The following is a 25,083-nucleotide window of genomic DNA, read 5'->3' on the forward strand; positions in this document are numbered from 1 at the left end:
GTCAGCTCTCGGCCGGCGCGTGCAGCGCGTCGACCAGGGCGCGCAACCGCAGGTACATACCGCGCTCGACCTCGACGAGTGCGCGGTCGCCTTCCATGTAGAACCACGCGCCCTCTTCGTCGGGACGCCAACCGAACTGCAGGGTGATCTCGCCGTCGGGCCATCGGATGTCGACGCTCGCAGTCTTCTCCGAGAGCATGACGGCAGGGGGCCGCCCCTCGGACACGAAGACCGTGCTTCCGGGCTGCATCTCCTCGATCCCGCGGGCCACGTTCCGCGCGGCGTTCTCGCGGTAGGACGACGTGGGGACCTGGCCGTCCTCGGTCAGCAGCACCCACTCGCGGTCCCCTCGCCGGATCTCGGCCCAACGGCCCGAGCCGTCGTCCACCCGGAAGGCGATCGCGCGTTTGACGTTGCGGGGAATGGGATTGCGATCCTCCCACCCGCGGAGTCCACGGTCGAGCAGACCGACGAACGACGGCGTCAGCGCGAGCACGGTGTCCAGACCCTGCTTGCGGGCGAAGTACTGCTGCTCGTTCGCCTCGTTGCCGAACCACACGGTCGTCGTCCGGCCGGAACGATCGGTCACGCTGAGTTCGGCCCACGGACGGTCGAGGCCGTAGCCCGACCACTCGCGTTCGCCCAGGTCGTCGCGCAGGTACCCTGCGATGGTCTGCGTGGCCACGACCAATGCGATGTCGTCGAGCTCCCAGCGGCGCAGACGCGGCGGGGTTCCGGGCGGTCCCGACCACCACAGGCCGGTGGTCGTGTCCCGGGCGGCCACCCACCGACCGGCAGGACCCCGTCCCTCGAGACGAAGGATCGCCTCGTCGTCGACGTCGAACAACGAACGGCGGCGGAAACCGTGGTGGGCCGACCGCACGAGCTCGAGCACGTTGATGTCGGCCAGCTCGAGCGCAGAGGAGTCCTCGCGCCGGACGTAGCAGAACTCGCCGGTGACGACTTCGATGCCGACGGCCAGTCGACGGGACGCGCCGTCGGACGACGCCAGCACGAGTTCGGTGCGCGCGGGTTGTCCTACCTCGAGGCCGTAGCTCGCCCACGAAGCCTCGTCGAGCTCGGGATTGAGTTCGCGCTGCCGCACCTCGGTCGTGATCCGTTCGAGCACCGACGCGACGACACGATCCTCGGCCCGTTCCACGATGGGCTCGGTCAACCACCACCCCTCGTCGCGCCGGACCAGGGTCCAGCCGCCGCCCGTACGTTCGACCCGCAGCGTGTCCACGGCCGACGGGTCGACCGGCAACAGCAGGGCAGCCTCCTGCCGTGCCTCGAAGACCCGCTGTTCGCGTGGGATGTCGATCCCGAAGATCCACACGGCCAGAGCCAGAACGACCAGTGCGAGCAGGAAGGTCCATCGGTTCAGACCCATTGGCGTCTCCTCCACAGGGTCCACGCCCCGATTGCGAGGAAGACCAGCGGCACCACCATCAGCGCCGCGATGCGCAGGACCTCGACCTGGGCCGACGAGAGCACGACGGGATCGTTGAGGTCGGGACGCGGGGGCAGCGCGATCCGATTCTCCTGCTCGGTGAGCCACAGCACCGATGCCAGCAGGAGCTGGGTGTTCCCCTGGACACGCAGGTTCGCGTTGCCCGCGAAGTCGGTGTCGCCGATCACCACCATGCGCGCGTTCTCCGCCAGTTCCTGCTCGAGCTCCAGGCCGGCGGCGCGCAGGGTGTCGACGCGGGTCGTGTCCCGCACGTCGACGGCATCGCGCATCATCTCGAAGGTGGTGGCCATGGTCGACGAGATCTCTTCGGAACCGAAGAAGAAGCTGCGCAGATCGATCCGCACGGCGTAGGCCAGGGGCAGGGGGCCGGGACGATCGACCTCGGGATCGAACGCGATCCCGTCGACCTGTTCCTCCGGACCGCCGCGCTCGCTCCACGCCTCGGGTTGCGACTCCAGCAGCCGCACCGCGCGCACGCCCGACGGCACGGGTTGCACCACACGCAGGCTCCGCGCCAGGGGGAAGACCGCGGTGTAGGTGAAGTCGCGGGTGATCGGGTGCTCGGGATTGCCGCCCATCGCGATCGCGATGCGTCCGTCGCCCCCGCGGGTCAGGTTGATCTGCTCGTCGCTGGTGTCGACCACGAATCCGGGACCCGGCTCGATCCCGAACTCCGCGATCAGCGAATCGGTGCTGCTCGAGGCCAGGGGCTCGAGCGTGGCCAGCACCCGCCCCCCGCGCAGGACGTAGTCGGCGATCATGTCGGTCTCGGCCGTCGTCAGGTCCGACTCCGGTCCGGCCAGGACGAGCAACGAGGTGTCCTGGGGGATCCGTTCGACGGTCTGGGTCGCGAGGGTCCGCACGTCGAAGTTCTGCTCGACCAGGAGCTGCGCCGCCTGGCTCCAGCCCGCCGGAGATGTGTCCTCGAGCGACGCCTCACCGTGGCCGGTGACGAACAACACCAGCGGGCGCTCCGACGACAGCAGGCGCACGAGCCCCGCGGTGAGCTGGGCCTCGACGGGATCGACCATACGGATCCGCAGATCGCCCTGGGCGAGCACGACGGTTCCGTTGGCAGTGACGCCGTACTCCTCGGCCAGGTCGGGACGGCGGTCGGGATCCACGGTACGCAGGCTCAGCAGGGGTTGTTCCTCACGGTAGCGTCGCACGAGGTCGGCCAGGCGCGCTTCCTCCTGGGGCCGCTGCGCGTAGAACGAGACCACCTCGACCGGGCGATCGATCATCGCGAGGACCCGCAGCGACTGCGGCGACAGCGTGCGACGATCGCCCCGCGTGACGTCGACGCGCACCTCGTTGCGAGACACCGCGATGGTCCCGAGCACCACGAGCAGGCCCAGCAGGACCGAGGTCACGACGAATCCGATGCCGCGGCGCGCGCTCATCCCGCCACCCTCCGGGTCTGCCGCCAGCGACGCCGGCCCAGCGATCCGATCGCAAGGTGCAGGAAGAACACCACCGCGCCGACGAAGAACACCGTGCTCGACAGGCGCCATTCCCCGTGGGCGAAGTGTCCGACGTGGCCGGTGAAGTTCACCAGCCGTAGCACCGTGCCCCAGGGCGGATCGACCTCCACCCCCCAGTCTCCGATGACCACGAGGGTGAGCAGGATCACGAAGGTCGACGCGAAGGCGATCACCTGGTTCTCGGTCAGGGTGCTCATGGCCAGTCCCGCGGCCAGGACCATGATCGCGTACAGCCACAGACCGAGATGCCCCAGCAACGCCACCGGAACCTCGACCTGACCGAAGAAGGCGGTGGCCGCCGAGTGCAGCGCGGCAAGCAACACCATGGCCGTGACCACGAAGGTCGCCGCCAGGTACTTGCCCAGGACGATCTGGCTCTCGCTCAAGGGATAGGTCAGCAGCAGGTCGCTGGTACCGCTCTTCCACTCGTCGGCCATCTGACGCATCGTCAGCGCCGGCAGCAGGAGCATGAGGACGAAGGTGTCCCCCACGAGCAGCGGCTGCACCACCCGGTCGACCAACGTGAAGTCCTGCGCGGTGGTCCCGCTCAGTATGCGGAGCGAATTCGCCGAATAGCGTTCCATGAGCTGCACGAAGAAGAGCCCGTGCAGGAACAGGAAGATCGCCGTGACCGTCCACGCCACCGGCGACCGTACGAGCGCGCGGAGTTCGCGCAGGGTGACCGCCCAGGCGCCGGTCATGACGGGACCTCGACGCCCGGATCCGACCGGACCAACCGCAGGAAGACCTCTTCCAATCCCATGCGTTCGGGACGCACCTCGTGGACCGAGCAGCCGGCGGCGACCAGTTCGCGGACGGCGTCGGCTGCACCGGCATCTCCGGACTGGCGGACGCGCACCGAATCCGCGTCGGAATCCTCCACGTCGAGTCCTGCGATCGGGGCCAGCGCCTCCCGAGCGCGATCGACCGGGTCGACGACGATCCGCAGCAACGGGCGCTCGGACAGGGCCTCGCCCAGGCGCTCGGGGGTGTCTTCGGCGCGTCGCTCTCCGTGGTGCAGGATCAGGACGCGATCGCACAGGCGGCTGGCTTCGCTGAGCACGTGCGTGCTCAAGATCACCGCCTTGTCCGCGGCCAACGTTGCGACCCGCTCACGGATGTCGACGATCTGCGAGGGGTCGAGACCCACGGTGGGTTCGTCGAGCACCAGCGCCGGTGGATCGCCCACGAGTGCCTGGGCCAGGCCCGTCCGCTGCCGGTAGCCGCGGCTGCAGAAGCCGATCAACCGGTCCCGGACCTCCTCGAGTCCGCAGATCCCGATCACCCGTTCGATCTCGTCGTCGAGCTGCGCCGCCCGCACACCCTTGGCGCGAGCTGCGAAGCGCAGGAACTCGCGCACGCGCAGCTCGCGGTCGAGGGGCACGTGTTCGGGGAGGTAGCCCAGCAGGGCCCGCGCGGCGCGGCTGTCGTCGGCCAGATCGTGGCCGCCGATGCGGATGGTCCCCTCCGTGGGAGACAACAGGCCCACGATCGCGCGCATGGCGGTGCTCTTGCCGGCCCCGTTCGGACCGAGCAGTCCGAGCACCTCTCCGCGTCGCACGGTGAAGGAGAGATCGCGCACGGCCGTCAGCGGGCCGTAGCGGTGCGTGAGACCACGGACTTCGATCATGGGGCCGGGAACCGGGGACGAGGAGCGGTCAGTCGATCGTCCATCGTAACGCCGCCCCACCCCAGGTGAAGCCGGCGCCGAAGGTGGAGATCAACACCAGCGAACCGCGCTCCAATTTGCCCTCTTCCTGGGCAATGCACAAGCTCGTGGGAATGGTCGCCGCCGTCGTGTTGCCGAAGCGATCGATGGTCAGCATGACCTTTTCGGGCGCCAGCTTCGCTTTGCGGCGGGCGTACTCGATGATCCGGGCGTTCGCCTGGTGTGGGACGAAGAGGTCGACCTCTTCACCCGTCGCGCCGATCCGCTCGAGGATGTCGAGGGTCACCCGCGACATGCCGTCGACGGCGGCGCGGAAGACGTTCTGGCCGTCCTGGTAGATCGAGTGCTCGCGCGCCGCGACCGTCGCCTCCGAGGCCGGCTTCAGGCTGCCACCGGCCGGCATGTACAGGAATTCGCCGCCCTCGCCGTCGGCACCGATCTCGACGTCGAGCACACCCTCCTGCCCGGCGGGCATCCGCTCGAAGAGCGTGGCGCCGGCGCCGTCGCCGAAGAGCACGCAGGTGTTGCGGTCGGTCATGTCCATGATGGCGGTCATGACGTCGACGCCCACCACGAGGATCTTGTCGGCCGCCCCACTGCGGATCATGCTGTCGGCCACGCTCGCGGCGTAGACCCAGCCGCTGCACGCCGCGCTCAGGTCGAAGGCGAAGCAGTTCTTCGTGCCCAGCCTGCGCTGCAGCGAGCAGGCTCCGGGCGGGAAGATCATGTCGGGCGTGATCGTGGCCATGATGATGCCGTCGAGCTCGTCGGGCTCGACGCCGGCCATCTCCAGGGCCTGCCGAGCGGCGGGAGCGGCCAACTCGCTCGCTCCGGTTCCGGGATCGGAGAAGCGGCGCGCGTGGATTCCCGTGCGCTCGACGATCCAGTCGTGGTCGGTGTCGACGATCTTCTCGAGATCGTGGTTGGTGACCTCGCGCTCCGGGAAGTGCTTCCCGACTCCGGTGATGCCGGAATGGATCCGATCGGTCGTCGCCATCATGCGCCTTCCGTGGCGGTGCTCCGCGCTTGCTGGAGGTAGTCGTCGAGCCGGGCCAGCCCTTCGCGCAGCGCTTCGACGTCCCCGCCGAAACCGAGCCGGAACGCGCGCGCGTCGCCGAAGAACGCCCCCGGCGTGAGTTGTACGCCGTGGGTGCGGCGGAGGTCCTCGATCCAGAGTTCGGACCCGTCCTCATCACCGTCGAGGCCGAAGCCCAGGGGTCGCTGCACGCCGTGGCGCCGGGCGTGGGCCACGGCGGCACGGTGCGTCTCCTCGTCGAGACGCGGGAAGCAGATGATCCCCGTGGTGGGGAGGGGAGCGTCGATCCGCCCGCCCTGACGGGCCGACCACGCGTGGACGACGTCGCGTCCGCGCGCGGCGGATTCACGCGCTCGCTGCCACAGCACGTGGCGCTGGTCCCAGGCGCGATGGGCGAGCGCCTGGCTCGGCCCCGGGACGGCCACGGCCGCGTGGTCGGTGAGAGCGGCGGTCCGCTCGATCCAGTCGCGCGGCGCCGTGATCCCGCTGCAGCGAAGCGTCCCCAGACCCATGACCTTGGTGAAGCTGCGCACCGCGGCCACGTCTGCGAGCCGGGCCCGTGGCGATACGAGATCGGCGTCGAAGTCGGCGTAGACCTCGTCGGAGATCACGGCGCAGCTCGTGCGGTCCTGCAGGGTTTGCAGGGCCTCCAGATCGGCGTCGATCAGCGTGGCCCCGGTCGGATTGTGCGGATGGCTCAGCACCACGGCCGACGGATGCGCGGCGGCCAGGCGGTCGACGGCGCCGGGATCGAGGGCGAACGATGTCGCCCGGGGCCGCGGCCACGGGAGCACGTCGGCGCCCAGGGCCCGGGCGATCGCCCACAGCGGCTCGTAGGCCGGCTCCTCGACCACCACCGGTCCGGGACGCTCACCCAGACGCGCGGCCAGCAGCAAGAGGATCGAGAGATGCGTGCCCGGCTGCACCAGGACCTGCTCCGGCGGAACCTTCCATTCCTCGGCCAGCCGGAAGGTCAGGGGCGGATGATCACCCACCGGAAAGTGCAGTAGATCGGCCACGTTCACGTGGCCGAGGAGCGCCGGGTCGGGAGGGGCCATGCCGCTCGCCGTCAGCGCGATCTCCGGAAACGGAGGCTCGGCCTGCGAGCGCGCCCAGCGCAGATAGGGGATGTCGGGCCAGCGGATCATGCGGCGCACTCTAGCACCGGGGCGCAGGCCCCGCGAGTCCGGATCGTCGCCCTCACGGAGAGGCTACCACCCGGTGAAAAGCAGTAGCGGGACGGCCGAATCGCCGCCCCGCCACAGACATCCTCATCCCCCTGTTGTGAGGATGCAGCGACACCATAACACGACCCCCCGCCCGGGGAAGACCCCCGGATCGCGGTTTACGCCGAGTTGACAATTCGGCAACGCGGGTCTTCGAACCCACGCCCGGCGGCCGGCCGGCGGGGATCCCGCGAGGGGGCACCGCGAAGAAAAGGCGGAACCCGATCAGTGGTCGGGATCCGGCCGACGGCGCCCCTCCCCCACGGGCACGCGCGCCGAGGCGTCGATCGTCACGATCTGGGGGATCTCCGTCCGAGCGAAGCGCTCGACGTCGTGGACCTGCTCGCGGTCGTGTCCTTCGATCACCACCACGATGTGCTCCTCGCGACAACGACCCAGGATGGTCAATCGCGGAATCCGTTCCAACCGCCCCTCCACCTCGGCGGCCGTCCCGTGCTCGACCTCGACGATCCGACTCGCGACGAGCATCGTCTCCATCCAGAGGATCCGGATCTCCCGATGTCGCGCCGAGGCAGGGTGAGTCCGGAACACGCGGTTGCACAGTCGCCCACTCTTGCAGTGGAAAAGGTACGCGTTCCGGACTCCCTGCTCCGCTCGGCCGGGAGGCACTCGGTGAAGACCTAGAAGCGAACGGCCAGGTAACCCTTCGTCTCGTAGGCCATGTCGTCGTTGGCGGTGTTGCCGTTGATCAGGTTCAGCGCCCCGTCACCGGGCATGAAGAAACCGCCGCGGATGCCGACGGTGGCGCTGGGCCGGACGGCCCACGACAGGTTGTAGTCGAACTCCGAACCGATGTCGTCGGCCGCGGCGCCGTAGTCCACGATGGTCTGCTGCACCCCGTCGACCTCGCCGACGCTCCACGCCGGGATCTCCTCGGTGGCCATGAGATACGTGTAGCTCAGGAACAGCTTCCACTTCTCGACCGGCTTGACCGTGGCGTTCACCTGGAAGGCCGTGGTGTTCTCGAGCTCGCGGTAACCGCGCGTGTTCGGAGCACCCAGACCCTGCGGCGTGATGCCCTCTTCGTCGGGCATGATCGAGTCTTCCCAGACCTCGGTCAGGTAGAAGAAGCCCGAGGTGCGGATCTTGTTGACGTTGCCCTCGCCGCTGGTGACGTCGTCGTCACCACTGCCCATACCGAAGACACCGCCGAAGGCGACCATGTCGTTCACGTCGTAGTCGGCCTTCACGTAGACGTTCCAGCCGGAGATGTCGCCGTCGTTGACGTCGTTGAACTGGCGGTTCGGATCGATGATCGGGTTGTCGAGGTCGTCCTCGCCCACGAGGTAGCTCGCCTCACCCTTGATCTTGAGGTTGTCCTTCGCGTAGTCACCCGTCAGACCGATGACGTAGAGGTCGGTGACGTTCGGCGCGAAACGACTGCGGAAGTAGTTCAGGTCGTTGGGCAGGTAGCTGCCGCCGTCGTCGAAGCTCTGGTCGAGGTAGTACGAACCGAAGACGCTGTACTGCAGGTGCCGGGTCCGGTTGTGGAACGACAGCGCGAAGAGGTGGGCGTCCTCGCCGTCGGCCACGACCTCGCCCTCGGACTCGATCTCGTTGTCGGTCAGCGAGTCCAGCCCCTCGCTCACCTTCGAGTACTGCAGACGCCAGGTACCGGTGCGCGTGAAGTCGACCTGCACGCCGTCGAGGTTGTTGTCGAGGATCATCTTGTTGCCGAGCTGGTAGTGCATGCGGCCCACGCGCACGGTCAGGTCCTGGTCCGGGAACTTCAGGAATCCGTAGGCCTGATCGACGTGCAGCAGGAAGTTCGTGTCCTTGAAGTCGAACAGCTGGCTGAAGCCGTCGCGGCCACCGGGGCGATCGTTGGTGCGATCGGCGTTGTCCACGCCCCAGAAGCCCTGCGCCATGTCGAAACGCGTGGCGGCACCCACGTATTCGTTCGCGTGGAACTTCAGGTTCAGCCGGAGCATCTGCACGGCGTAGTTGTCGTTGTAGTCGGTCTTGCCGAAGAAGAAGTCCTGTTGGGACTGGGCCCAGGCCGAGTACAGACCGCTGTACTCGAAGCTCTTCTCCGCCTGCGCCGGTGTCGTCGCGATCAGTGCGATCAGCACCGCCACCGTCACCATCATCCGTCGTCTCGACATTCCGTCGCCTCCTTGAAAGCCAAGCGGGGCCGACACCGAGACGGTAGCCGGACCCAGGTACGGAAGATCGGCTCGCATCCGGCATACCAGACGCAAATGACGCGATTGCAGGAGCTTGACCGCGGAGGACGGGAGCATCTGCCGACGGTTCGGCACCGGATCTCGGCAGGTCGGTTGTGGGAACGTGATCAGGCCAGGCCGAGCTTGCGCAGGTGGTGCTGCAACGTGGTGCGCGGCACCCCGAGCAGCTTGGCCGCCCGGCTCTGGTTGTGACCCGAGGCTTCCCAGGCCCGCTCCACGAGGTGATCGGTGGCCTGGTGGAGCAGGTTGCCGGCCTCGTCACCGAGGCGGAGGCGTACCTCGAAGGGATCGTCGGCGCTGCCGTTCACGCCCAGGTGCAGGTCCTGCGTCCCGAGCACACCCGACCGGCTCAACAGGGCCGCGCGCTCGAGCACGTTGCGCAGCTCCCGCACGTTGCCCGGCCAGGGATGCTCGCGCAACGAACGCTGGGCGTGTTCGTTGAGCTCGATCGAGCGCTTGTTCAGCTTCTTCTCGATCCCCAGCAGGAGACGGTGGGCCAGCGGCAGGATGTCGGCGGGACGCTCGCGGAGGGGCGGGATGGTGAGGGGGGCGACGTTCAGGCGGTAGTAGAGATCCCGTCGGAAGCTGCGCTCGGCGACACGGGCCTCGAGGTCGACGTTCGTGGCAGCGATGAAGCGCACGTCGATCGGCCGCGGTTCGACCGATCCCACCCGTTGCACCTGCCCACTCTCGAGCACCAGCAGCAGCTTGGACTGCAGATCCGGGTGCAGGTCCCCGATCTCGTCGAGCAGCAGCGTGCCCCCGTTCGCCCGCTCCACCAGACCCGTCTTGCCCCGCTGCGACGCCCCCGTGAACGCACCCTCGTCGTAGCCGAAGAGTTCGCTCTCGAGCAGCTCCGACGGGATGGCTCCACAGTTCAACGTGACCAACGGACCGTCCGAACGGTCGCTGTGATGGTGCACGTACTCGGCAATGAGCGACTTGCCCGTTCCCGTCTCGCCCCGGAGCAGGATCGTGACGTCGGTCGACGCGTACTCGCGGGCTGCCCGCAGGACCTCCTGCATGGCCGCACTCTCGGCCACTACGCCCTGGACCCGGGCTCGGCCCTCGGACCCGAGCGCCTCGACCTCGCGCCGCAGGCGCACCTGTTCGAGTGCACGCTCCACGACCATGCGCATGAGCTCGGGATCGCAGCCCTTCTCGAGGAAGTCGAAGGCACCGCCACGCATGGCCTCGACGGCCAGCTGGATGTTGCCGTGGGCGGTCAACATGACCACCGCGGCCTCCGGGCAGAGTTCACGCGCCTCGGCGAGGACCTCGAGCCCCGTTCCGTCGCCCAACCGGTAGTCCGCCAGGATCAGGTCGAAGTCCTCGGACCGGAGGGTCTTCCGCGCCTCGGACACCCCAGCGGCCGCTCGGATCTCCCACCCACGACGCCGCAGCGACCGCGACAGGGAGTTTCGGACGATCCGCTCGTCATCGACGATCAGCAGTCGGAAGCCCATGGTCATCGTTCACTTGCGATGGGTGCCGGCACGGCAGACGAAGCGTGAACACACTACCCTCACCCTTCTGACTGCGCACCTGGACCGTGCCCTGGTGCTGCTGGACCACGCGACGGACGATCGTGAGCCCCAGGCCCGTCCCGTTGCGACTGCGTGTGAAGAAGGGATCGAAGATCCGTGGCAGCAGGTCCTCACCGATCCCCTGACCGTTGTCGGCCACCTCGATCACGACCTGCTCGCCGTCGAGTTCCGCGCGCAGGTCCACTTCGGGATCGGCGACGGTCTCGACCGCCCGGATCGCGTTCGACACGAGGTTGAGCAGGGCCTGTTCGATCCGATGACGATCGATCTCGACCGTGGGCACGTCCCCGGACACGTCGACGCGAACGCGGACCGACTCCCGCTGCATCTGCTTGCCCGACAACAACATCACGCGGTCGAAGATCTCGTGCAGGTCGTGCTCGCCGAACTCGGGCGGATGCGGCCGGGCGAAGTCGTTGACCTCGCTGACGATCCGACCGATGCGCTGCAGGCCTTCGTCCATCTCGTCGTAGACCTCGGCCTCCTCCTCGTCGTCCACCCCACGGCGACGCAGGTAGTCCAGGTTGCTGCGGACGGCGAAGAGCGGGTTGCGGACGTCGTGGGCGATCCCGGCCGCGATCTCGCCGAGCGAGACCATCTTCTCGCTCTCGATCTGGCGCTCGGTGGTGTCGCGGATCTCCTGCTGCATGCGATCGAGAGCCCGCGACAGCCCCCCGATCTCGTCGCTGTCCCCATTCGGGATCGGGGTCTCGAAGTCCCCGCGGCCGATCCGCGCGGCAGCCGACTCCAGCGATTTCACTCGCCGCACGACCGCACCCTCGATGAAGCGGTAGACCAGTGTGGCGATCACCGCCGAGGCGATCAGGCAGATCAGGACGCTCCACCAGAAGAAGTCCGTGCGCGCCTCGTCGACGTCGTCCATGGGAATGGACACGCTGAGCGCTCCGCGCACGTCACCGACCTCGTAGCCCTGCTCGCCGTGACACTCCAGGCACGAGACGTCGGCCACCAGCGGCGCCAGGTAACGGTACCGGCGTCCCTCCGGCCCGTCGTCCACCCGTGCGACCTCCCGTAGCTCCCGGCCCTCGGCGCGGGCGGCGTGCACTTCCTCGAGCGCCTCCCGCTCGAAGCCGTCGGGAGCGTTCACCGGGTTGATGGGATCGAGACTGGTGATGTGGAAGTGGACGTCGAACTCTTCGTTCGGGCTCAGTTCCGCGATCTCCCGGGTGAGCATGGCGGGGTTGCGCAGGACCAGCGAGTCGCCGTCGGCGGTGATCGCCACGTCGTCGCTGAGGAACGGGTTGTCCTCGACTCCCGGCCGTTTCGGCACGTAGACGCCGCCGTGGTAGGCGACCCAACCACGGACCACGACCATCTCGTGGTAGAGGTGCCGCGAGACGTCGCGCATCCCCTCTTCGAGCAGCTCGTGGGTGCGCTGCCCGACGTGACGGAAGGCCAACAGGTTGATCGCCAGGACGATCACCGTGACCCCGACACCGATGCGCACGGACAGACTGGAAAGAGGTCCGGGCCAGTTCATGGTGAAAGGGTATCAGGTGGACGAGGGCCGTCCAGGGCACGGCGAGCGCGGAAACGGGGGCGTCACAGAAGTAGGACAACATCTGCATTGCGCGCCGCGCGGCGGAAGCGTTGACTTGTCCCCGAGGCCGACGGCGCTCCCAGCGCCGATGCACAGTCGCCCTCGCTCTTGCCGCCCGCCTTCGGCGCAACGAAGGCATCGGAGATCCGCTCATGGAGCGCCGCGTCCGCCAGGACGCGCGGTGCGCGACCCCGGTCCGCCGGATCGGTGCGCCGTCCTCCGTGCCCGACGACGAACGCGTCTCGTCCGCAGTGGATCCCCACCGCGGTTCCCGATCCGGTGTGCGCACGTCCACCATGCCCGCCCCGTGGCATGCCGTGGCGTGCCCGCCGGATCGTGGAAACCCCTTTTCGCTGATCCCGTCGTTTCCCGTCCGGAGACACCGGAGCCCGGCTCGCTCCGTGTGCGCTCGTCCGTACGAGCCGGTCCACGTTCTTCGCAGAGAGGTCCGAACCATGATCCGAGCCTGCCTGATCGCCCTGTGTGCCTTGGCCCTCCTGGCCACCGGCGCCACGGCGCAACTCCCCGACGAAGCTTCCGTGGCCGGCAAATGCATGACCTGCCACAAGGAGAAGCATCCCGGCCTGTACCAGCAGTGGTACGAGTCGGCCCACGGCATCCACAACGTCACGTGCATGAGCTGTCACCAGGCCAAGGAAGGCGAACCCGACGCCTACGAGCACTACGACGCAACGATCGCGACCATGGTCACGCCGAAGGACTGCGGTCGTTGTCACGAGAAGGAAGCCGAGCAGGTCAACGACAGTTACCACGCGAAAGCCGGCCAGATCCTCGACTCGGCCGACGCCTACCTGGCCCACGTCGGCGCGGGGCATCCCGCCGCGATCCAGGGCTGCGAGAGCTGTCACGGCGCCAAGATGGAGATCGATCCCGAGTCGCCGAACAAGCTCAGCAAGAAGACCTGGCCCAACAGCGGCATCGGGCGCATCAACCCCGACGGATCGCTCGGAAGCTGCAACGCCTGCCACACACGGCACTCCTTCGACATCGCTCAGGCCCGCCAGCCAGAATCGTGCGGCAAGTGCCACCTCGGCCCGGATCATCCCCAGAAGGAGATCTACGAGGAGAGCAAGCACGGCAACACGTACTTCACCAACCGCGAGAAGATGAACCTGGACGCCCAGGAGTGGGTGGTCGGCGAGGACTACAACGTGGCCCCCACCTGCGCGACGTGCCACATGTCGGCCACGCGCACCCAGGCGTTCACGCACGACGTGGGCGACCGCATCGCCTGGACCAACCGTCCGGTGATCTCGAAGCACAAGGAGAACCACGTCCAGAAGCGCACGGCGATGCAGGACGTCTGCCTGGCCTGTCACGGCGACACCTTCGCCGACGGCCACTTCTACCAGTACGACGCCTCGGTGAAGCTCTACAACGAGAAGTTCGCCCAGCCGGCCCAGGCGATCATGAACAAGATCAAGGAGAAGGACCTCCTCGAGACGCCGGCCGCCTTCTCGAACGACGTCGAGTGGGCGTTCTGGGAGCTTTGGCACCACGAAGGCCGTCGCGCCCGCCACGGCGCCTCGATGATGGGCCCCGACTACACGTGGTGGCACGGCTTCTACGACGTGCTGCACAACTTCTACTTCGACTTCCTGCCGAAGGCGCGTGAGTACGGCGATCCCGAGGTCACGGCGATGATCGACGACCTGCTCCAGAACGATCCGATGCACCAGTGGGTGATGACCGACACCGAAACGCTGAAGCGCCGGATCAACGAGGGCACCATGCAAGAGGTCTTCGCCAACATGTTCGATGCCTACATCGAGGCGGAAGCACGCGAAGACGAAGAAGAAAACGAGTAGGGAGACTCATCCATGATCCGAACGTTCTCCATGTTCCTGCGAGCGATATCGATCAGCTCGATCGGGCGTCTCGGGATCGCTCTGGTCACGGGATCGTTCGTCACCTTCGTGCTCTTCCAGATCGCCAGCGTTTCCGGCCTGATCGCGAACGCCTACTTCGGTCTGATCCTCTACCTGGGTCTGCCGACGCTGTTCGTGCTCGGTCTGCTGCTGATCCCGGTGGCCTTCTGGAGGGTCCGCGGATCCTCGGGCAAGAGCCTGCAGGCCCTGCTCGAGGACCGGGTGGGGCCCGAACAGGTCGAAGGGGGTGCTCTCGGTGCCCCGATCACGCGCACCGTTCTGGTGCTCACCCTGGTGAACGTGATCTTCCTCGGCGTCGCGGGAATGCAAGGGCTGCACTTCATGGAGTCCCCCGAGTTCTGCGGCACCGCCTGCCACTCCGTCATGAACCCCGAGTGGACCACCTACCAGGCCTCCCCTCACGCGCGGGTGGACTGCGTGGAGTGCCACGTGGGCGAAGGCGTCGACGCCCTGATCGACTCGAAGATCCAGGGCGCGTGGCAGATGATCTCGGTGACCTTCGATCTCTACGAACGACCCATCCCCACTCCCGTGCACACCCTCCGGCCGGCGCAGGAGACCTGCGAGCACTGCCACTGGCCCGAGAAGTTCTACGGGAACAAGCTCGAGACCTTCGTCCGCTACCAGCAGGACGAGGAGTCGACCCCGATCTACTCCACTCTCAGCATCAAGATCGACTCGCGCGGACGCGGCGACGGTGGCGTGCACTGGCACGTGGCCGAAGAGAACGAGGTCCGCTACGCGTCGGTCGAGGACCAGCGTCGCGAGATGATCTGGGTCGACGCACGTCAGCCCGACGGCTCGTGGAAGCGCTACGAGAACACCGATCTCGTGGGGGACCCCGACACCGCCGGACACGAGCGTCGTTTCGACTGCGTGGACTGCCACAACCGGGCCACGCACGTCTACGAGCAGCCGGACTTCGCGATCGACGAACGCATGCGGCTGGGCCACATCGACCCGGACCTTCCCTTCGTCAAGCGCGAGGCCCTGGCCGCCATCACCTTCGACTACCCCGACGTGGAAGCCGCCATGGCCGGCATCGCCAATCACATGCGTGGCTACTACCGACGGTTCTACCCGGAGGTGAGCAGTGGCAACACGAACGAGATCGACGCGGCCATCGAATCGCTGCGGTCGATCTACCGGCGCAACATCCACCCGGAGATGAACATCACGTGGGGCTCCTATCCGAGCCTTCTCGGTCACGAAGAGAGCGCGGGTTGTTTCCGTTGCCACAACCAGAAGCTGAAGGCTGCCGACGGCAGTCACATCAGCGACGACTGCACGATGTGCCACTCCATGCTCGCCAACGAGGAACCGGATCCGTTCCTCTACATCCGCGAACCGGCCGAGGGACAGCGGACGGCGGCCATGCACACCTACCTGAAGGAAGAGTTCCTGAACTCCTTCTTCGATCAATGACCCGTGTCGGACTAGGGCCTCGAGTGGAGGTCCGCGAGAAACGGCACACATCGGAAGGAAGTCCCTTGAGATCCGCCATGTTGACCGCCTTGATCCCCCTGGTGGCCCTGGCCCTCGCCTCGTGTGCGCAGGGAACGGGTTCCGGGGTGGCGACCGTCGAAGAAACGGTCGAAGTGGCCGCGCAGGCGTCGCGGGTGGACGTACCCGCCGACCACCCGTCCCTGTCCGAGCAGGAACAATTGATCGCTTGCGCGGACTGCCACCGCGACACCACCCCCGACGTCTACGATTCCTGGTACGCCTCGACCCACGGCATCGGCAACGTGAAGTGCTACCAGTGCCACGGGACCTACGAGGACATGAAAGTGGCACCGGCCGTGTCCAACTGCGCTACCTGCCACGCGGACATGATCACGAAACAGGCCGACGCTCCCGCGTGTTGGACCTGCCACCCCGCCCACACGTTCGATCCGCACGCGGAGTAGGAGGCGAAGACATGAATGCGATCTCGAGACGACAGTTCATCAAGCGTGCGGCGGCCCTGACCGCGGCGTCGTACGTGGGCATGAAGCTGCCCTTCTTCCTGGCCGACGCCCAGGGTCAGGACGCCGACACCTGGACCCGCGGCACCTGCCGCCTCTGCGGGGTCGGATGCCGTCTGGAACTCGGCCTGCGCAACGGGAAGCCGGTCGCCCTGCGCGGCGTGTCCGATTCACGCACCAACCTCGGTTACCTGTGCATGAAGGGCATGCTCTTCCACAAGATCATGGAGCACCCCGACCGCCTGACGAAGCCGCTCTACCGCGAGAAGAAGTCCGACGACTTCCGTGAGATCTCGTGGGAAGAAGCCCTGGACATCGCGGCCCAGAAGTTCGTCGACGTGAAGACCGAGTACGGATCCGACGCCTGCGCGTACTACGGCTCTGGCCAGGCCCAGACCGAGGAGACCTACTTCTTCCAGAAGGTCATGCGCGCCGGGCTCCAGACCAACAACGTGGAAGGCAATCCTCGTCTCTGCATGGCGAGCGCCGTGGGCGGCTACCTGACCAGCTTCGGAGCCGACGAACCGATCGGCGGCTACAGTGACATCGAGCAGTGCTACTACTTCTTCATCATCGGGTCGAACATGGCCGAAGCGCATCCGGTGATCTGGCGCCGCGTCATGCGTCGCAAGCTCGACAACCCCGACACGGTGAAGGTCGTCAACGCCGACCCCCGGATCTCGGCAACATCGCGTATCGCCGACCTGCATCTGCAGTTCGATCCGGGCACGGATCTGGCGCTGCTCAACGCGATGGCCCACGTGATCATCGAGGAGGATCTCGTCGACCACGACTTCCTGAGGGACTATTGCGTCTTCAAGAAGGGTGGCGACACGATCGACTTCGATCAGTTCGCGAAGGACGTGGCCGAGTACACGCCCGAGAAGGCGGCCGAGATCTGCGGCGGGAGCATGAACCCCGACGACATCCGCAAGACCGCCCGCTGGTTCGCCAACAGCAAGGGCACCATGAGCATGTGGTGCATGGGGATCAACCAGCGCAAGCGTGGGGTGTGGGCGAACAACCTGATCCACAACCTGCACCTTCTCACCGGGCAGTTGTGCAAGCCGGGCGCCGACAGCTTCTCGCTGACCGGTCAGCCCAATGCCTGCGGCGGCGTGCGCGAGGGCGGTGGCCTGTGCCACATCCTTCCGGGCCACCGTCCGGTCGCCAAGGATCCGCTGCGCAAGGACGTCGAGCGTCTCTGGGGAGTGCCCGAGGGCAGGATCCCTCCCAAGCCGGGCTACCACACCATGGCCATGTTCAGCGCCGTGAACGACAGGAAGATCCGGGCGATCTGGATCAACTGCACGAGCCCCGCACAGTCCCTGCCGAACCTCACCCCCTATCGTGACGGTATGGCGCAGGACGAGGTCTTCGTTGTGGTGACCGACGTCTTCGCCACCAAGACCACCGAGGTGGCGAACCTGGTGCTGCCCACGGCCTTCCACTTCGAGAAGACCGGCGTCTACGGGTGCACCGAGCGCCGTTCGCAGATCACGCCGAAGGCCAAGGACGCTCCCGGCGAGGCCATGCCCGAGGTGTGGATGATCCGCGAGTGGGCGCGGCGCATGGGCGAGAAGCTGAACGACCCCGTGTTCGCCAAGGTCATCGAACCCTTCGAGGGTCTCGAGCCGGACTTCGACCTGCCCAAGGCGATCTGGGACGAGTACACGCAGAAGCTCACCAAGGGTCGCGACAACGACCTGCGCGGAGCGACCTACGACGTGCTCCTGCAGATGCCCGATGGTGTGCAGTGGCCGGCTCCCACGGAGAAGTTCGCCCTGACCGGGGGAGCAGTGAAGAAGTTCGTGCGCGGCAAGGACCCGTTGGTCGAGGAGCACGGGGAGGGCGATGCCCCCTACGTCTTCTACGGCCCGGCTCACGCCGACAAGAAGCTCTACGTGTGGTTCCGCCCGCATGCCCTGCCGGGCGAGGTGCCCGACGACGAGTATCCGATGTATCTGTCCACCGGACGGATCATCGACCATTGGCACACCACCAGCATGACGGGTCGCATTCCCGAACTGCTGCGGGCCAATCCCTATTCGTTCGTCGAGATCAATCCGAAGGACGCCGAGCGGATGGGGATCAAACCCAACGACATGATCGAGATCACCACCCGCCGCGGGAAGGTGACCATGCCCGCCCGCGTCATGGAGGGTCCGCTCGAAGGCACCGTGTTCGCCTACTGGCACGACATGGCCGAGAGCCGGATGATCAACAAGGTCGTCAACGACGTCTTCGATCCCGGTTCGAAGGAGCCCGAGTTCAAGATCGGGGCGTGCCGGATCCGCCGGGTCTCCGGCCCGCGGGACCTTGACCCCGTGGTGACGCAACTCTGATGATCCTGCGTCGGGGAGGGACGGATCCACGTCCCTCCCCGGCCGTCCCGAACCCCCTGAACGGAGCCGACATGCCCATCGGAGGATTCGTCATCACCGTCGCCCCCGAGGAGATCGACACCGTCGAGGCGGAGCTTTCCGGCCGCGACGCGTGCGAGGTCCACGGGACCGACGACAAGGGCAACATCGTGGCCGTGCTGGACACCGAGACCAGCGACGCCATGGACGACATCGTCCACGAACTCGAGCAGGATGCCCGGATCCTGTCGGTCGGACTGGCCTATCTCCATGCAGAAGACGAAGTCGAAAAGATCATCCGCGGAGAGCTCACTCCCGACCTCCGCAAGCGACGCAGGAACGAGTCGTCGTGAGGTCCTCCGGGGCCTGGCGGCCGTGACCCTGGCCGGGCTGGTCAGTGCTCCTTCCCTCGCACTGGCCGGTCCGGTGGGGCGCGATCGCCTTCGGCCGCCAGGAGCGCTCGACGAGGACCACTTCGCCTCGCGCTGCATCCGCTGCGGCCGCTGCGCCGCCGTGTGCCCCTACGAGTCCATCCAGATGCTCGGCCTGGGCGAGGGCCTGCACGCCGCGACCCCGATCGTCGAACCGGTCGAGGTGCCCTGCTACATGTGCATGGAGTGCGTCGACGTCTGCCCCACGCGCGCGATCGAGCCGGTCGAGATGGAAGAGATCACCATGGGCACGGCGAAGGTCGACCGCGAGATGTGCGTCGCGTGGAACGGTACCAGCCTCTGCCGCACCTGCTACACCGTATGCCCGCTGCGTGACCGTGCGATCACGAACTGGGAGTTCAAGCCCGAGGTCGTCGACGACGTCTGCACCGGCTGTGGCGTGTGTGTGCATGCCTGTCCGATCTCCGACGAGACGGGCGACCGCAAGGCGATCTACGTCGACCCTCCCGGGGTGCGGTCGTGATCCGGCGCTGGCGACACTCCGTCCAGGCCTTCGCTCTGCTCCTGCCGATCGCCCTGCCGGCGATCCACGTGTTCTTCGGCTGGTCGTGGATCCAGGGCGGATACCAGTCCCTGGGCATCGGGCCCGTGTGGTTCCTCTCGCCGCTCGAGGGGGTCGAGTCGGCGCTCGCGAGCCGGTCGATCCCCTGGACGATCATCGTGGGCGCCGTCCCCCTGGCTCTGCTCGCGGTGTTCATGGGCCGCGTCTTCTGCAGCTGGATGTGTCCGATCAACACCCTGCAGGAACTGGCCGAGTGGCTCGCCCGCACGCTCTTCGGCTACCGCCCCGGCAACCGACTTCCGATGCCCCGGCCGGTGATCTGGATCGTGCTGGGCGCCGATCTGGTGCTGAGCTTCCTGCTCGCCACGCCGCTGTTCTCGATCGTCTCGCCGCCCGGGCTCGTCAGCCGCGAGGCGATGGGCATGTGGTTCTTCGGTCTGGTCGGCTTCCAGACGGCGATCATCGCGGCGGTCCTGGTGCTCGGCCTGATCACGCGCCGCTGGTTCTGCCGTGGGCTGTGCCCGGTGGGCGGTCTGCTCGGCCTGCTGGGGACCAGGCGCGTCCTGAACGTGACCTTCGACCCCAGCAACTGCCTGAACTGCGGACTCTGCACCGAGGCCTGCCCCATCGGCCTGGAGCCGGGCCGCAACGAGGTGAACCTCCTGGTGTGCTGGAACTGCGCGGAGTGCGTGGAGACCTGCCCCGGGAACAGCCTCGACCTGACGTTCACCCGCCCCCGCCGGCGGGAAGAGATCCTGGAGGAGACCCCGGCATGAACGCGCGCCCGCAGGCCGTGGCCTTCGTTGCCCCCTCCGGCACGGGGAAGACGACCCTCGTGGAGGCCGTGATCCGGACCCTGCGGGGGCGCGGATGGCGCGTGGGAGCCCTGAAACACGACGCTCACGACTTCGACATCGACCATCCCGGCAAGGACTCGCATCGTTTCCGGGAGGCCGGAGCCGGCACGACCGCGATCGCGTCGGCCACACAGGTGGCCGTCATGCGAACGACCGCGTCGGCCTGGTCGCTCGACCGCGTCCTCGCCACCTGTTTCGGCGACGAGGACCTGGTGCTGGTCGAGGGCTACTCCACCGGGGACCTGCCGAAGATCGCGGTCCACCGGGCGGCGACCGGACAGCCCCTGCGTGTCGGGATCGACGACCCGGACCTGATCGCGGTGGTCACCGATGTCGAGCTCGAGACCGGCGTCCGCTGCTTCGCACTGGACCGGCCCGCCGAAGTGGCCGCGTTCCTCGAGACGACCCTGATCCGCCGGAGGCCGCTCACGCGCGTCCCACAGTAGAACATCCGTGACTTCCGAGCCCGGCTGCCTACCCCGCGCGCGACGCGGCACGGCGAAGGGCCGATACGGTCGCGGGGGAAACCCCTCGATCAGCTCCCGTTCCTGGAAGGAAGCCATGATCCACCCGACCCGCCGCGTGACTCCCGCGCCGAGCGGCGAACATCTCGAGGATCCCTTCGGCCGCCGGCTCGACTACCTGCGCCTGTCGGTCACCGATCGTTGCAATCTGCGTTGCCGCTACTGCATGCCGGCCACGGGCGTGGCCAAGGTCGGGCACGACGACGTGCTGCGGATCGAGGAGATGCTCGAACTCTGCTCGATCCTCGTCGACCTCGGTGTGCGCAAGATCCGACTGACCGGAGGGGAACCCCTGGTCCGGCGCGGAGTGCTCGACCTGCTGCGCGGCCTGGACGAGCTTCCGACCCCGCCGACGCTGGCCGTCACCACGAACGGTGTATTGATCGAGGACAAGCTCGATGCCCTGCTCGCCACAGGTGTCGACCGCGTGAACCTGAGTCTGGACTCGCTCCGTCCCGAGACCTTCGCGCGGATCACCCGGCGCGACGACTTCGACCGCGTCCGCCGCGGCCTCGACCTGCTGCTCGCCTCGCCGCTCAACCTCAAGATCAACGTGGTCGTCCTGCCGGGCACGAACGACCACGAGTTCGGTGACTTCGTCGATCTGGTCCGCGACCACGACGTGACCGTGCGCTTCATCGAACCGATGCCCTTCGACGGCGACGGCGGCCGCGAGGCCACGAGCATGGACGGCGACACGATCGTCGACCGGTTGCGCACCCACGTCGACCTGAGGCCTCTCGGCCGCGGTCCTCGCGACGTGGCCGAGACCTGGGAGAGCGACGCACTGCGTGGTCGTCTGGGCGTGATCCGGGCCCACACCCGCGCCTTCTGCGCCGACTGCAACCGCTTGCGGCTCGACGCCCGCGGTCGCCTGCGCACCTGCCTGTACGGCACGCCGAGCGCCGACCTCGGCGCGATCCTGCGCAGCGGAGGTCACCCCGACACCGTGCGGGGCGCGATCGCCGAGGCGATCACCCGTCGCCATGCCGACGGCTACGTCGCCGAGGCCACCCGTTGCCGCACCACCACCAACGAATCCATGTCGAGCATCGGGGGCTGATCCCCCGGACCCTGCCGATCGAGACGAGGAACGATCATGGGAAACGTCAAGGCCATCTGCATCAGCGAGAAGAAGGGCACCACCAAGGTCCCCGTGGACGCCTGCCGGTTCGCGACCGAGCACGGCATCGAGGGCGACGCCCACGCCGGCCCCTGGCACCGTCAGGTGTCGCTGCTCGCCCACGAGAGCATCGAGCGCATGCGTGCGGTGTTCCCCGCCATCGAGGACGGCGCCTTCGCCGAGAACGTGGTGGTCGAGGACGTCGACCTGGCCGCGTTGGGCATCGGTGATCGCCTTCGCCTGGGCCGAGGCGTCGAGCTCGAGGTCACGCAGATCGGCAAGGAGTGCCACCACGGCTGCGTGATCCGCGAGAAGACCGGCGACTGCATCATGCCCCGCGAGGGGATCTTCTGCCGCGTGGTGTCCGGCGGTGAACTGCGATGCGGCGACACCGTCGAGCTGGCGGCGACGACCACGGACGTGCGGTGAACACGCCCTCGGCCATCGTCCTGGGCGGCGGTCGGTCGACGCGCTACGGCCGCGACAAGGTCACCGCTCCCTGGGCCGACTCCACGCTCCTGCAACAGGTGCTGACCGCGATCCCGATGCAGCGCCGCGAGGTCCTGCTCGTGCTCCGCGAGGACCAGACCGACACCTGTCCCGGGATCGATCGCGTGGTCCGGGACGATCCAGCGGCGCCCGATGGCCCTCTCCGTGGCGTCGTCGCCGGTCTGCGGGCGACCACGTCGGCGTGGAACTGGATCCTGGGCTGCGACCTCCCCCGCCTGCGCCCGCCGATGCTCGAACTGTTGATGGACCACGCGCACGACGGCGTCGACGCGGTGGTCTTCCGTCACGGCGGACACCCCGAACCCCTGGTGGCCGCCTACGCGCGCGGCTGCCTCGACCCTTTCGAACGCGCCCTCGCGTCGGGGGAGGTCGCTCCCCGACGCGCTCTGCGGCAGGTGCGCGCGCACTGGATCGACGAAGACGTCTGGCGCTCCGTCGATCCGGACGGCGAGACCTTCCTCAACGTGAACACCCCGATCGATCCCCGGCGTGCGTCCGGGACGGAGGACCTGCGATGATCGACGTCGGCCACAAGACCACAACCCTGCGCACCGCCACCGCCCGCGCCGTGATCCAGGCGCGCAGTGCCACGCTCGACCGCGTGCGCGAGAGGACCGTACCCAAGGGCGATTGCCTCGAGGTGGGCCGCGCCTGCGCCGCCCTCGCCGCCAAGAACGTGGCGAACACCATTCCCTACTGCCATCCCATCCGCATCGACTGGGTCGGGACCCTGTACGAGATGACCGACGAGCAGATCCAGGTCGACGTGACCGTCCACGCCGTCGACCGCACCGGTGTCGAGGTCGAGGCCATGGCCGCCGCGTCGGCCGCGTCGCTGGTGATCTACGACATGCTGAAGATGCTCGACGACAGCGTGTCGATCGAGGGCATCCGCCTGGTGCAGAAGTCCGGGGGCAAGACCGACTGGAACAAGATCGACCCCAGCGGCATCCGCGCGGGCGTGCTGGTGTGCAGCGACTCGATCAGCGCGGGCCACAAGACCGATCGCTCGGGCGAGCTGATCCGCGAGCGCCTGGTCGGACGCGGATTCGACGTGGCGGAGTACGAGGTCGTCCCCGACGACGAGGACACGATCGCGTCGACCGTACGCCGCTGGATCGACGACGACCGGATCCGCCTGGTGATCACCACCGGCGGAACCGGCTTCGGCCCCCGCGACCACACGCCCGAGGCCATGGACGCCGTCATCGAACGCGAAGCGCCGGGCATCGTCGAGGCCGCTCGGGCCCACGGTCAGGAGCGCACACCCTTCAGCATGCTCAGCCGCGGCCGCGCCGGAATCCGGGGCGAAGGCCTGATCGTGAACCTGCCGGGTTCGACGGGGGGCGTGAAGGACTCGATCGACGCGGTGCTCACCGGCGTGATCCACGGATTCAAGATGCTCCGCGGTGGCGGGCACGAGGACGACCCACGGGGGACACAGGGATGATCGACCACGAACAGGCGCTGCAGACGATCCTCGAGCACGTGAAGCGGCATCCGGTCCGATCGACCCCGCTGGAGGACACCCTCGGCCTGGCGCTGGCGAAGCCCGTGAAGGCGCGTCTGCGCATGCCCCGTTTCGACCAGTCGGCCATGGACGGGATCGCGGTGCGGGTCGCCGACGTCGAGGGCGCCGATCCGGCCGCGCCGGTCGCCCTGCGCCTGGCCGGAGAGATCCCGGCCGGCAGCGCGCGGACACCCCGCCTGCGACCCGGCCACGCGGTGAAGGTCTTCACCGGCGGACCGATCCCCGACGGGACCGAGGCGGTGGTGGTGGTCGAGCGCTGTCGCTTCGAGGGCGACACGGTGTTCGTGGAGCGCGCCGCGATGCCAGGGGAGAACGTCCGGCGCGCCGGCGAAGAGGTGGCTCGAGGAGACGAACTGCTCGAGGCGGGCACCCTGATCACACCGCCTGTGGTCGGGCTGCTCGCGCTCTTCGGCCACGAGACGGTGCCGGTGCGCCCGCGCCCGCGGGTGGCCGTGATCACCATGGGCGACGAAGTCGCCGGACCGGGCGAGAAGCTCGGTCCCCACCAGATCCACGACGCGAACGGACCGGCCCTTCGCGCCGCCCTGCGCGGGCTCGGATTCGACGACCTGAAGTCGTGGCGCGTCGACGACCGCCCACGCTCGCTCGTGCGCGCCCTGAAGAAGGCCCTGGGGACCTGCGACGTGGTCCTCACCGCCGGCGGCGCCTCCGTCGGCGATCACGACCACGTGCGGGCGGCCCGCGAGGAACTGGGAGTCCGCGAACTCTTCGCACGCGTGGCCATCAAGCCGGGTAAGCCCAACGTGTTCGGCGTGGGGCCGAAGCAGGTCCCGGTGTTCTCGCTGCCGGGCAACCCGGTGTCGGCGATGGTCTCGTTCCATCGCTTCGTCCGGCCCGCGCTGTGGCACATGATCGGGCGAACACACGAAGCCGCGCTGGACAGTGCCACCGCGCGCCTCGAGGCCCGGGCGAAGAAGAAGGCCGGCCGGCTGGAATGGGTGCGCGGCGCGGCCCGCTGGGACGGCGACACGCTGGTCGCCCACCCCGTGGCCGCGCAGGGCTCGCACATGCTCACCGGACTGGCCCGGGCCGACGCCCTGATCGAACTCGACCGCGAGGGCGAGGTCTTCGACGAGGGCAGCGCGGTGACCCTGCGCTGGCTCCGCTGGTTCGACTAGT

The 25,083-nt window shown here is 67.9% G+C and carries 23 protein-coding genes; 13 read left to right on the top strand and 10 right to left on the bottom strand.

The window, feature by feature from the left end; genetic code table 11:
- Position 1: 1 nt before the first annotated feature.
- From VKA86_19030 to VKA86_19075, 10 genes are all read right to left on the bottom strand, one after another.
- Complete coding sequence (locus VKA86_19030) at positions 2–1,393, bottom strand: DUF4340 domain-containing protein (protein ID HKK73302.1); 1,392 nt, start codon at positions 1,391–1,393, stop codon at positions 2–4.
- Positions 1,384–2,877, bottom strand: a complete 1,494-nt coding sequence (locus tag VKA86_19035) for a Gldg family protein (GenBank protein HKK73303.1) — start codon at positions 2,875–2,877, stop codon at positions 1,384–1,386. Before VKA86_19035 ends, VKA86_19030 begins: the two co-directional genes overlap by 10 nt.
- Entirely contained in the window at positions 2,874–3,659 is a 786-nt protein-coding gene (locus VKA86_19040) for an ABC transporter permease subunit (protein ID HKK73304.1), read from the bottom strand. The genes VKA86_19035 and VKA86_19040 overlap by 4 nt, the downstream gene beginning before the upstream one ends.
- Positions 3,656–4,588 carry an ABC transporter ATP-binding protein gene (locus VKA86_19045; protein ID HKK73305.1) on the bottom strand — a complete coding sequence of 311 codons (933 nt, stop codon included), beginning with the start codon at positions 4,586–4,588 and terminating at the stop codon, positions 3,656–3,658. Before VKA86_19045 ends, VKA86_19040 begins: the two co-directional genes overlap by 4 nt.
- Before the next feature lie 28 nt (positions 4,589–4,616).
- Entirely contained in the window at positions 4,617–5,627 is a 1,011-nt protein-coding gene (locus tag VKA86_19050) for a beta-ketoacyl-ACP synthase III (GenBank protein ID HKK73306.1), read from the bottom strand.
- On the bottom strand, positions 5,624–6,811 hold the full coding sequence (locus VKA86_19055; GenBank protein ID HKK73307.1) for an aminotransferase class I/II-fold pyridoxal phosphate-dependent enzyme: 1,188 nt from the start codon (positions 6,809–6,811) through the stop codon (positions 5,624–5,626). Before VKA86_19055 ends, VKA86_19050 begins: the two co-directional genes overlap by 4 nt.
- Before the next feature lie 303 nt (positions 6,812–7,114).
- Positions 7,115–7,387: a chaperone NapD gene (locus VKA86_19060; protein ID HKK73308.1), complete on the bottom strand. Its 273-nt coding sequence runs from the start codon at positions 7,385–7,387 to the stop codon at positions 7,115–7,117.
- A 143-nt stretch (positions 7,388–7,530) separates the two neighbouring features.
- Complete coding sequence (locus tag VKA86_19065) at positions 7,531–9,015, bottom strand: hypothetical protein (protein HKK73309.1); 1,485 nt, start codon at positions 9,013–9,015, stop codon at positions 7,531–7,533.
- A gap of 188 nt (positions 9,016–9,203) precedes the next feature.
- Positions 9,204–10,562, bottom strand: a complete 1,359-nt coding sequence (locus tag VKA86_19070; GenBank protein ID HKK73310.1) for a sigma-54 dependent transcriptional regulator — start codon at positions 10,560–10,562, stop codon at positions 9,204–9,206.
- Positions 10,534–12,144 carry an ATP-binding protein gene (locus VKA86_19075; GenBank protein ID HKK73311.1) on the bottom strand — a complete coding sequence of 537 codons (1,611 nt, stop codon included), beginning with the start codon at positions 12,142–12,144 and terminating at the stop codon, positions 10,534–10,536. Before VKA86_19075 ends, VKA86_19070 begins: the two co-directional genes overlap by 29 nt.
- A 515-nt stretch (positions 12,145–12,659) precedes the next feature.
- Between VKA86_19075 and VKA86_19080 the strand changes: the two genes are divergently transcribed.
- The 13 genes from VKA86_19080 (at position 12,660) to glp (ending at position 25,082) form a co-directional block, all read left to right on the top strand.
- A complete protein-coding gene (locus VKA86_19080; GenBank protein HKK73312.1) occupies positions 12,660–14,033 on the top strand; it encodes a multiheme c-type cytochrome in 1,374 nt (457 codons plus the stop codon).
- A 12-nt stretch (positions 14,034–14,045) separates the two neighbouring features.
- Positions 14,046–15,539, top strand: coding sequence for a NapC/NirT family cytochrome c (locus tag VKA86_19085; GenBank protein ID HKK73313.1), 1,494 nt, complete (start codon positions 14,046–14,048; stop codon positions 15,537–15,539).
- Positions 15,540–15,604: 65 nt separating this feature from the next.
- Positions 15,605–16,024: a multiheme C-type cytochrome gene (locus tag VKA86_19090; protein HKK73314.1), complete on the top strand. Its 420-nt coding sequence runs from the start codon at positions 15,605–15,607 to the stop codon at positions 16,022–16,024.
- A gap of 11 nt (positions 16,025–16,035) precedes the next feature.
- Complete coding sequence (locus tag VKA86_19095) at positions 16,036–18,426, top strand: nitrate reductase (GenBank protein ID HKK73315.1); 2,391 nt, start codon at positions 16,036–16,038, stop codon at positions 18,424–18,426.
- 71 nt (positions 18,427–18,497) lie between these two features.
- Positions 18,498–18,797: a chaperone NapD gene (locus VKA86_19100; protein HKK73316.1), complete on the top strand. Its 300-nt coding sequence runs from the start codon at positions 18,498–18,500 to the stop codon at positions 18,795–18,797.
- Positions 18,798–18,819: 22 nt separating this feature from the next.
- Complete coding sequence (locus VKA86_19105) at positions 18,820–19,359, top strand: 4Fe-4S dicluster domain-containing protein (GenBank protein ID HKK73317.1); 540 nt, start codon at positions 18,820–18,822, stop codon at positions 19,357–19,359.
- Positions 19,356–20,174 carry a 4Fe-4S binding protein gene (locus VKA86_19110; GenBank protein HKK73318.1) on the top strand — a complete coding sequence of 273 codons (819 nt, stop codon included), beginning with the start codon at positions 19,356–19,358 and terminating at the stop codon, positions 20,172–20,174. Before VKA86_19105 ends, VKA86_19110 begins: the two co-directional genes overlap by 4 nt.
- Positions 20,171–20,701, top strand: coding sequence for a molybdopterin-guanine dinucleotide biosynthesis protein B (gene mobB / locus VKA86_19115; protein ID HKK73319.1), 531 nt, complete (start codon positions 20,171–20,173; stop codon positions 20,699–20,701). Before VKA86_19110 ends, mobB begins: the two co-directional genes overlap by 4 nt.
- A 115-nt stretch (positions 20,702–20,816) precedes the next feature.
- Positions 20,817–21,842 (top strand): GTP 3',8-cyclase MoaA, encoded by a 1,026-nt coding sequence (gene moaA, locus VKA86_19120; GenBank protein ID HKK73320.1) that lies wholly within the window; start codon positions 20,817–20,819, stop codon positions 21,840–21,842.
- 36 nt (positions 21,843–21,878) lie between these two features.
- Positions 21,879–22,331: an MOSC domain-containing protein gene (locus VKA86_19125; protein ID HKK73321.1), complete on the top strand. Its 453-nt coding sequence runs from the start codon at positions 21,879–21,881 to the stop codon at positions 22,329–22,331.
- The gene (locus VKA86_19130) at positions 22,328–22,930 is read left to right on the top strand and encodes a molybdenum cofactor guanylyltransferase (protein ID HKK73322.1); all 603 of its coding nucleotides are present in this window, start codon (positions 22,328–22,330) and stop codon (positions 22,928–22,930) included. Before VKA86_19125 ends, VKA86_19130 begins: the two co-directional genes overlap by 4 nt.
- On the top strand, positions 22,927–23,862 hold the full coding sequence (gene moaCB, locus VKA86_19135; protein ID HKK73323.1) for a bifunctional molybdenum cofactor biosynthesis protein MoaC/MoaB: 936 nt from the start codon (positions 22,927–22,929) through the stop codon (positions 23,860–23,862). The genes VKA86_19130 and moaCB overlap by 4 nt, the downstream gene beginning before the upstream one ends.
- The gene (gene glp / locus VKA86_19140; GenBank protein ID HKK73324.1) at positions 23,859–25,082 is read left to right on the top strand and encodes a gephyrin-like molybdotransferase Glp; all 1,224 of its coding nucleotides are present in this window, start codon (positions 23,859–23,861) and stop codon (positions 25,080–25,082) included. Before moaCB ends, glp begins: the two co-directional genes overlap by 4 nt.
- Position 25,083 lies beyond the last annotated feature (1 nt).

The organism is Candidatus Krumholzibacteriia bacterium (assembly GCA_035268685.1).
GTDB lineage: Bacteria > Krumholzibacteriota > Krumholzibacteriia > JAJRXK01 > JAJRXK01 > JAJRXK01.

Coding starts and splice junctions, on each gene's coding strand:
- VKA86_19030 (HKK73302.1), bottom strand. CDS start 1,393: ATGGGTCTGAACCGATGGACCTTCCTGCTCGCACTGGTCGTTCTGGCT.
- VKA86_19035 (HKK73303.1), bottom strand. CDS start 2,877: ATGAGCGCGCGCCGCGGCATCGGATTCGTCGTGACCTCGGTCCTGCTG.
- VKA86_19040 (HKK73304.1), bottom strand. CDS start 3,659: ATGACCGGCGCCTGGGCGGTCACCCTGCGCGAACTCCGCGCGCTCGTA.
- VKA86_19045 (HKK73305.1), bottom strand. CDS start 4,588: ATGATCGAAGTCCGTGGTCTCACGCACCGCTACGGCCCGCTGACGGCC.
- VKA86_19050 (HKK73306.1), bottom strand. CDS start 5,627: ATGATGGCGACGACCGATCGGATCCATTCCGGCATCACCGGAGTCGGG.
- VKA86_19055 (HKK73307.1), bottom strand. CDS start 6,811: ATGATCCGCTGGCCCGACATCCCCTATCTGCGCTGGGCGCGCTCGCAG.
- VKA86_19060 (HKK73308.1), bottom strand. CDS start 7,387: ATGGAGACGATGCTCGTCGCGAGTCGGATCGTCGAGGTCGAGCACGGG.
- VKA86_19065 (HKK73309.1), bottom strand. CDS start 9,015: ATGTCGAGACGACGGATGATGGTGACGGTGGCGGTGCTGATCGCACTG.
- VKA86_19070 (HKK73310.1), bottom strand. CDS start 10,562: ATGGGCTTCCGACTGCTGATCGTCGATGACGAGCGGATCGTCCGAAAC.
- VKA86_19075 (HKK73311.1), bottom strand. CDS start 12,144: ATGAACTGGCCCGGACCTCTTTCCAGTCTGTCCGTGCGCATCGGTGTC.
- VKA86_19080 (HKK73312.1), top strand. CDS start 12,660: ATGATCCGAGCCTGCCTGATCGCCCTGTGTGCCTTGGCCCTCCTGGCC.
- VKA86_19085 (HKK73313.1), top strand. CDS start 14,046: ATGATCCGAACGTTCTCCATGTTCCTGCGAGCGATATCGATCAGCTCG.
- VKA86_19095 (HKK73315.1), top strand. CDS start 16,036: ATGAATGCGATCTCGAGACGACAGTTCATCAAGCGTGCGGCGGCCCTG.
- VKA86_19100 (HKK73316.1), top strand. CDS start 18,498: ATGCCCATCGGAGGATTCGTCATCACCGTCGCCCCCGAGGAGATCGAC.
- mobB (HKK73319.1), top strand. CDS start 20,171: ATGAACGCGCGCCCGCAGGCCGTGGCCTTCGTTGCCCCCTCCGGCACG.
- moaA (HKK73320.1), top strand. CDS start 20,817: ATGATCCACCCGACCCGCCGCGTGACTCCCGCGCCGAGCGGCGAACAT.
- VKA86_19125 (HKK73321.1), top strand. CDS start 21,879: ATGGGAAACGTCAAGGCCATCTGCATCAGCGAGAAGAAGGGCACCACC.
- moaCB (HKK73323.1), top strand. CDS start 22,927: ATGATCGACGTCGGCCACAAGACCACAACCCTGCGCACCGCCACCGCC.
- glp (HKK73324.1), top strand. CDS start 23,859: ATGATCGACCACGAACAGGCGCTGCAGACGATCCTCGAGCACGTGAAG.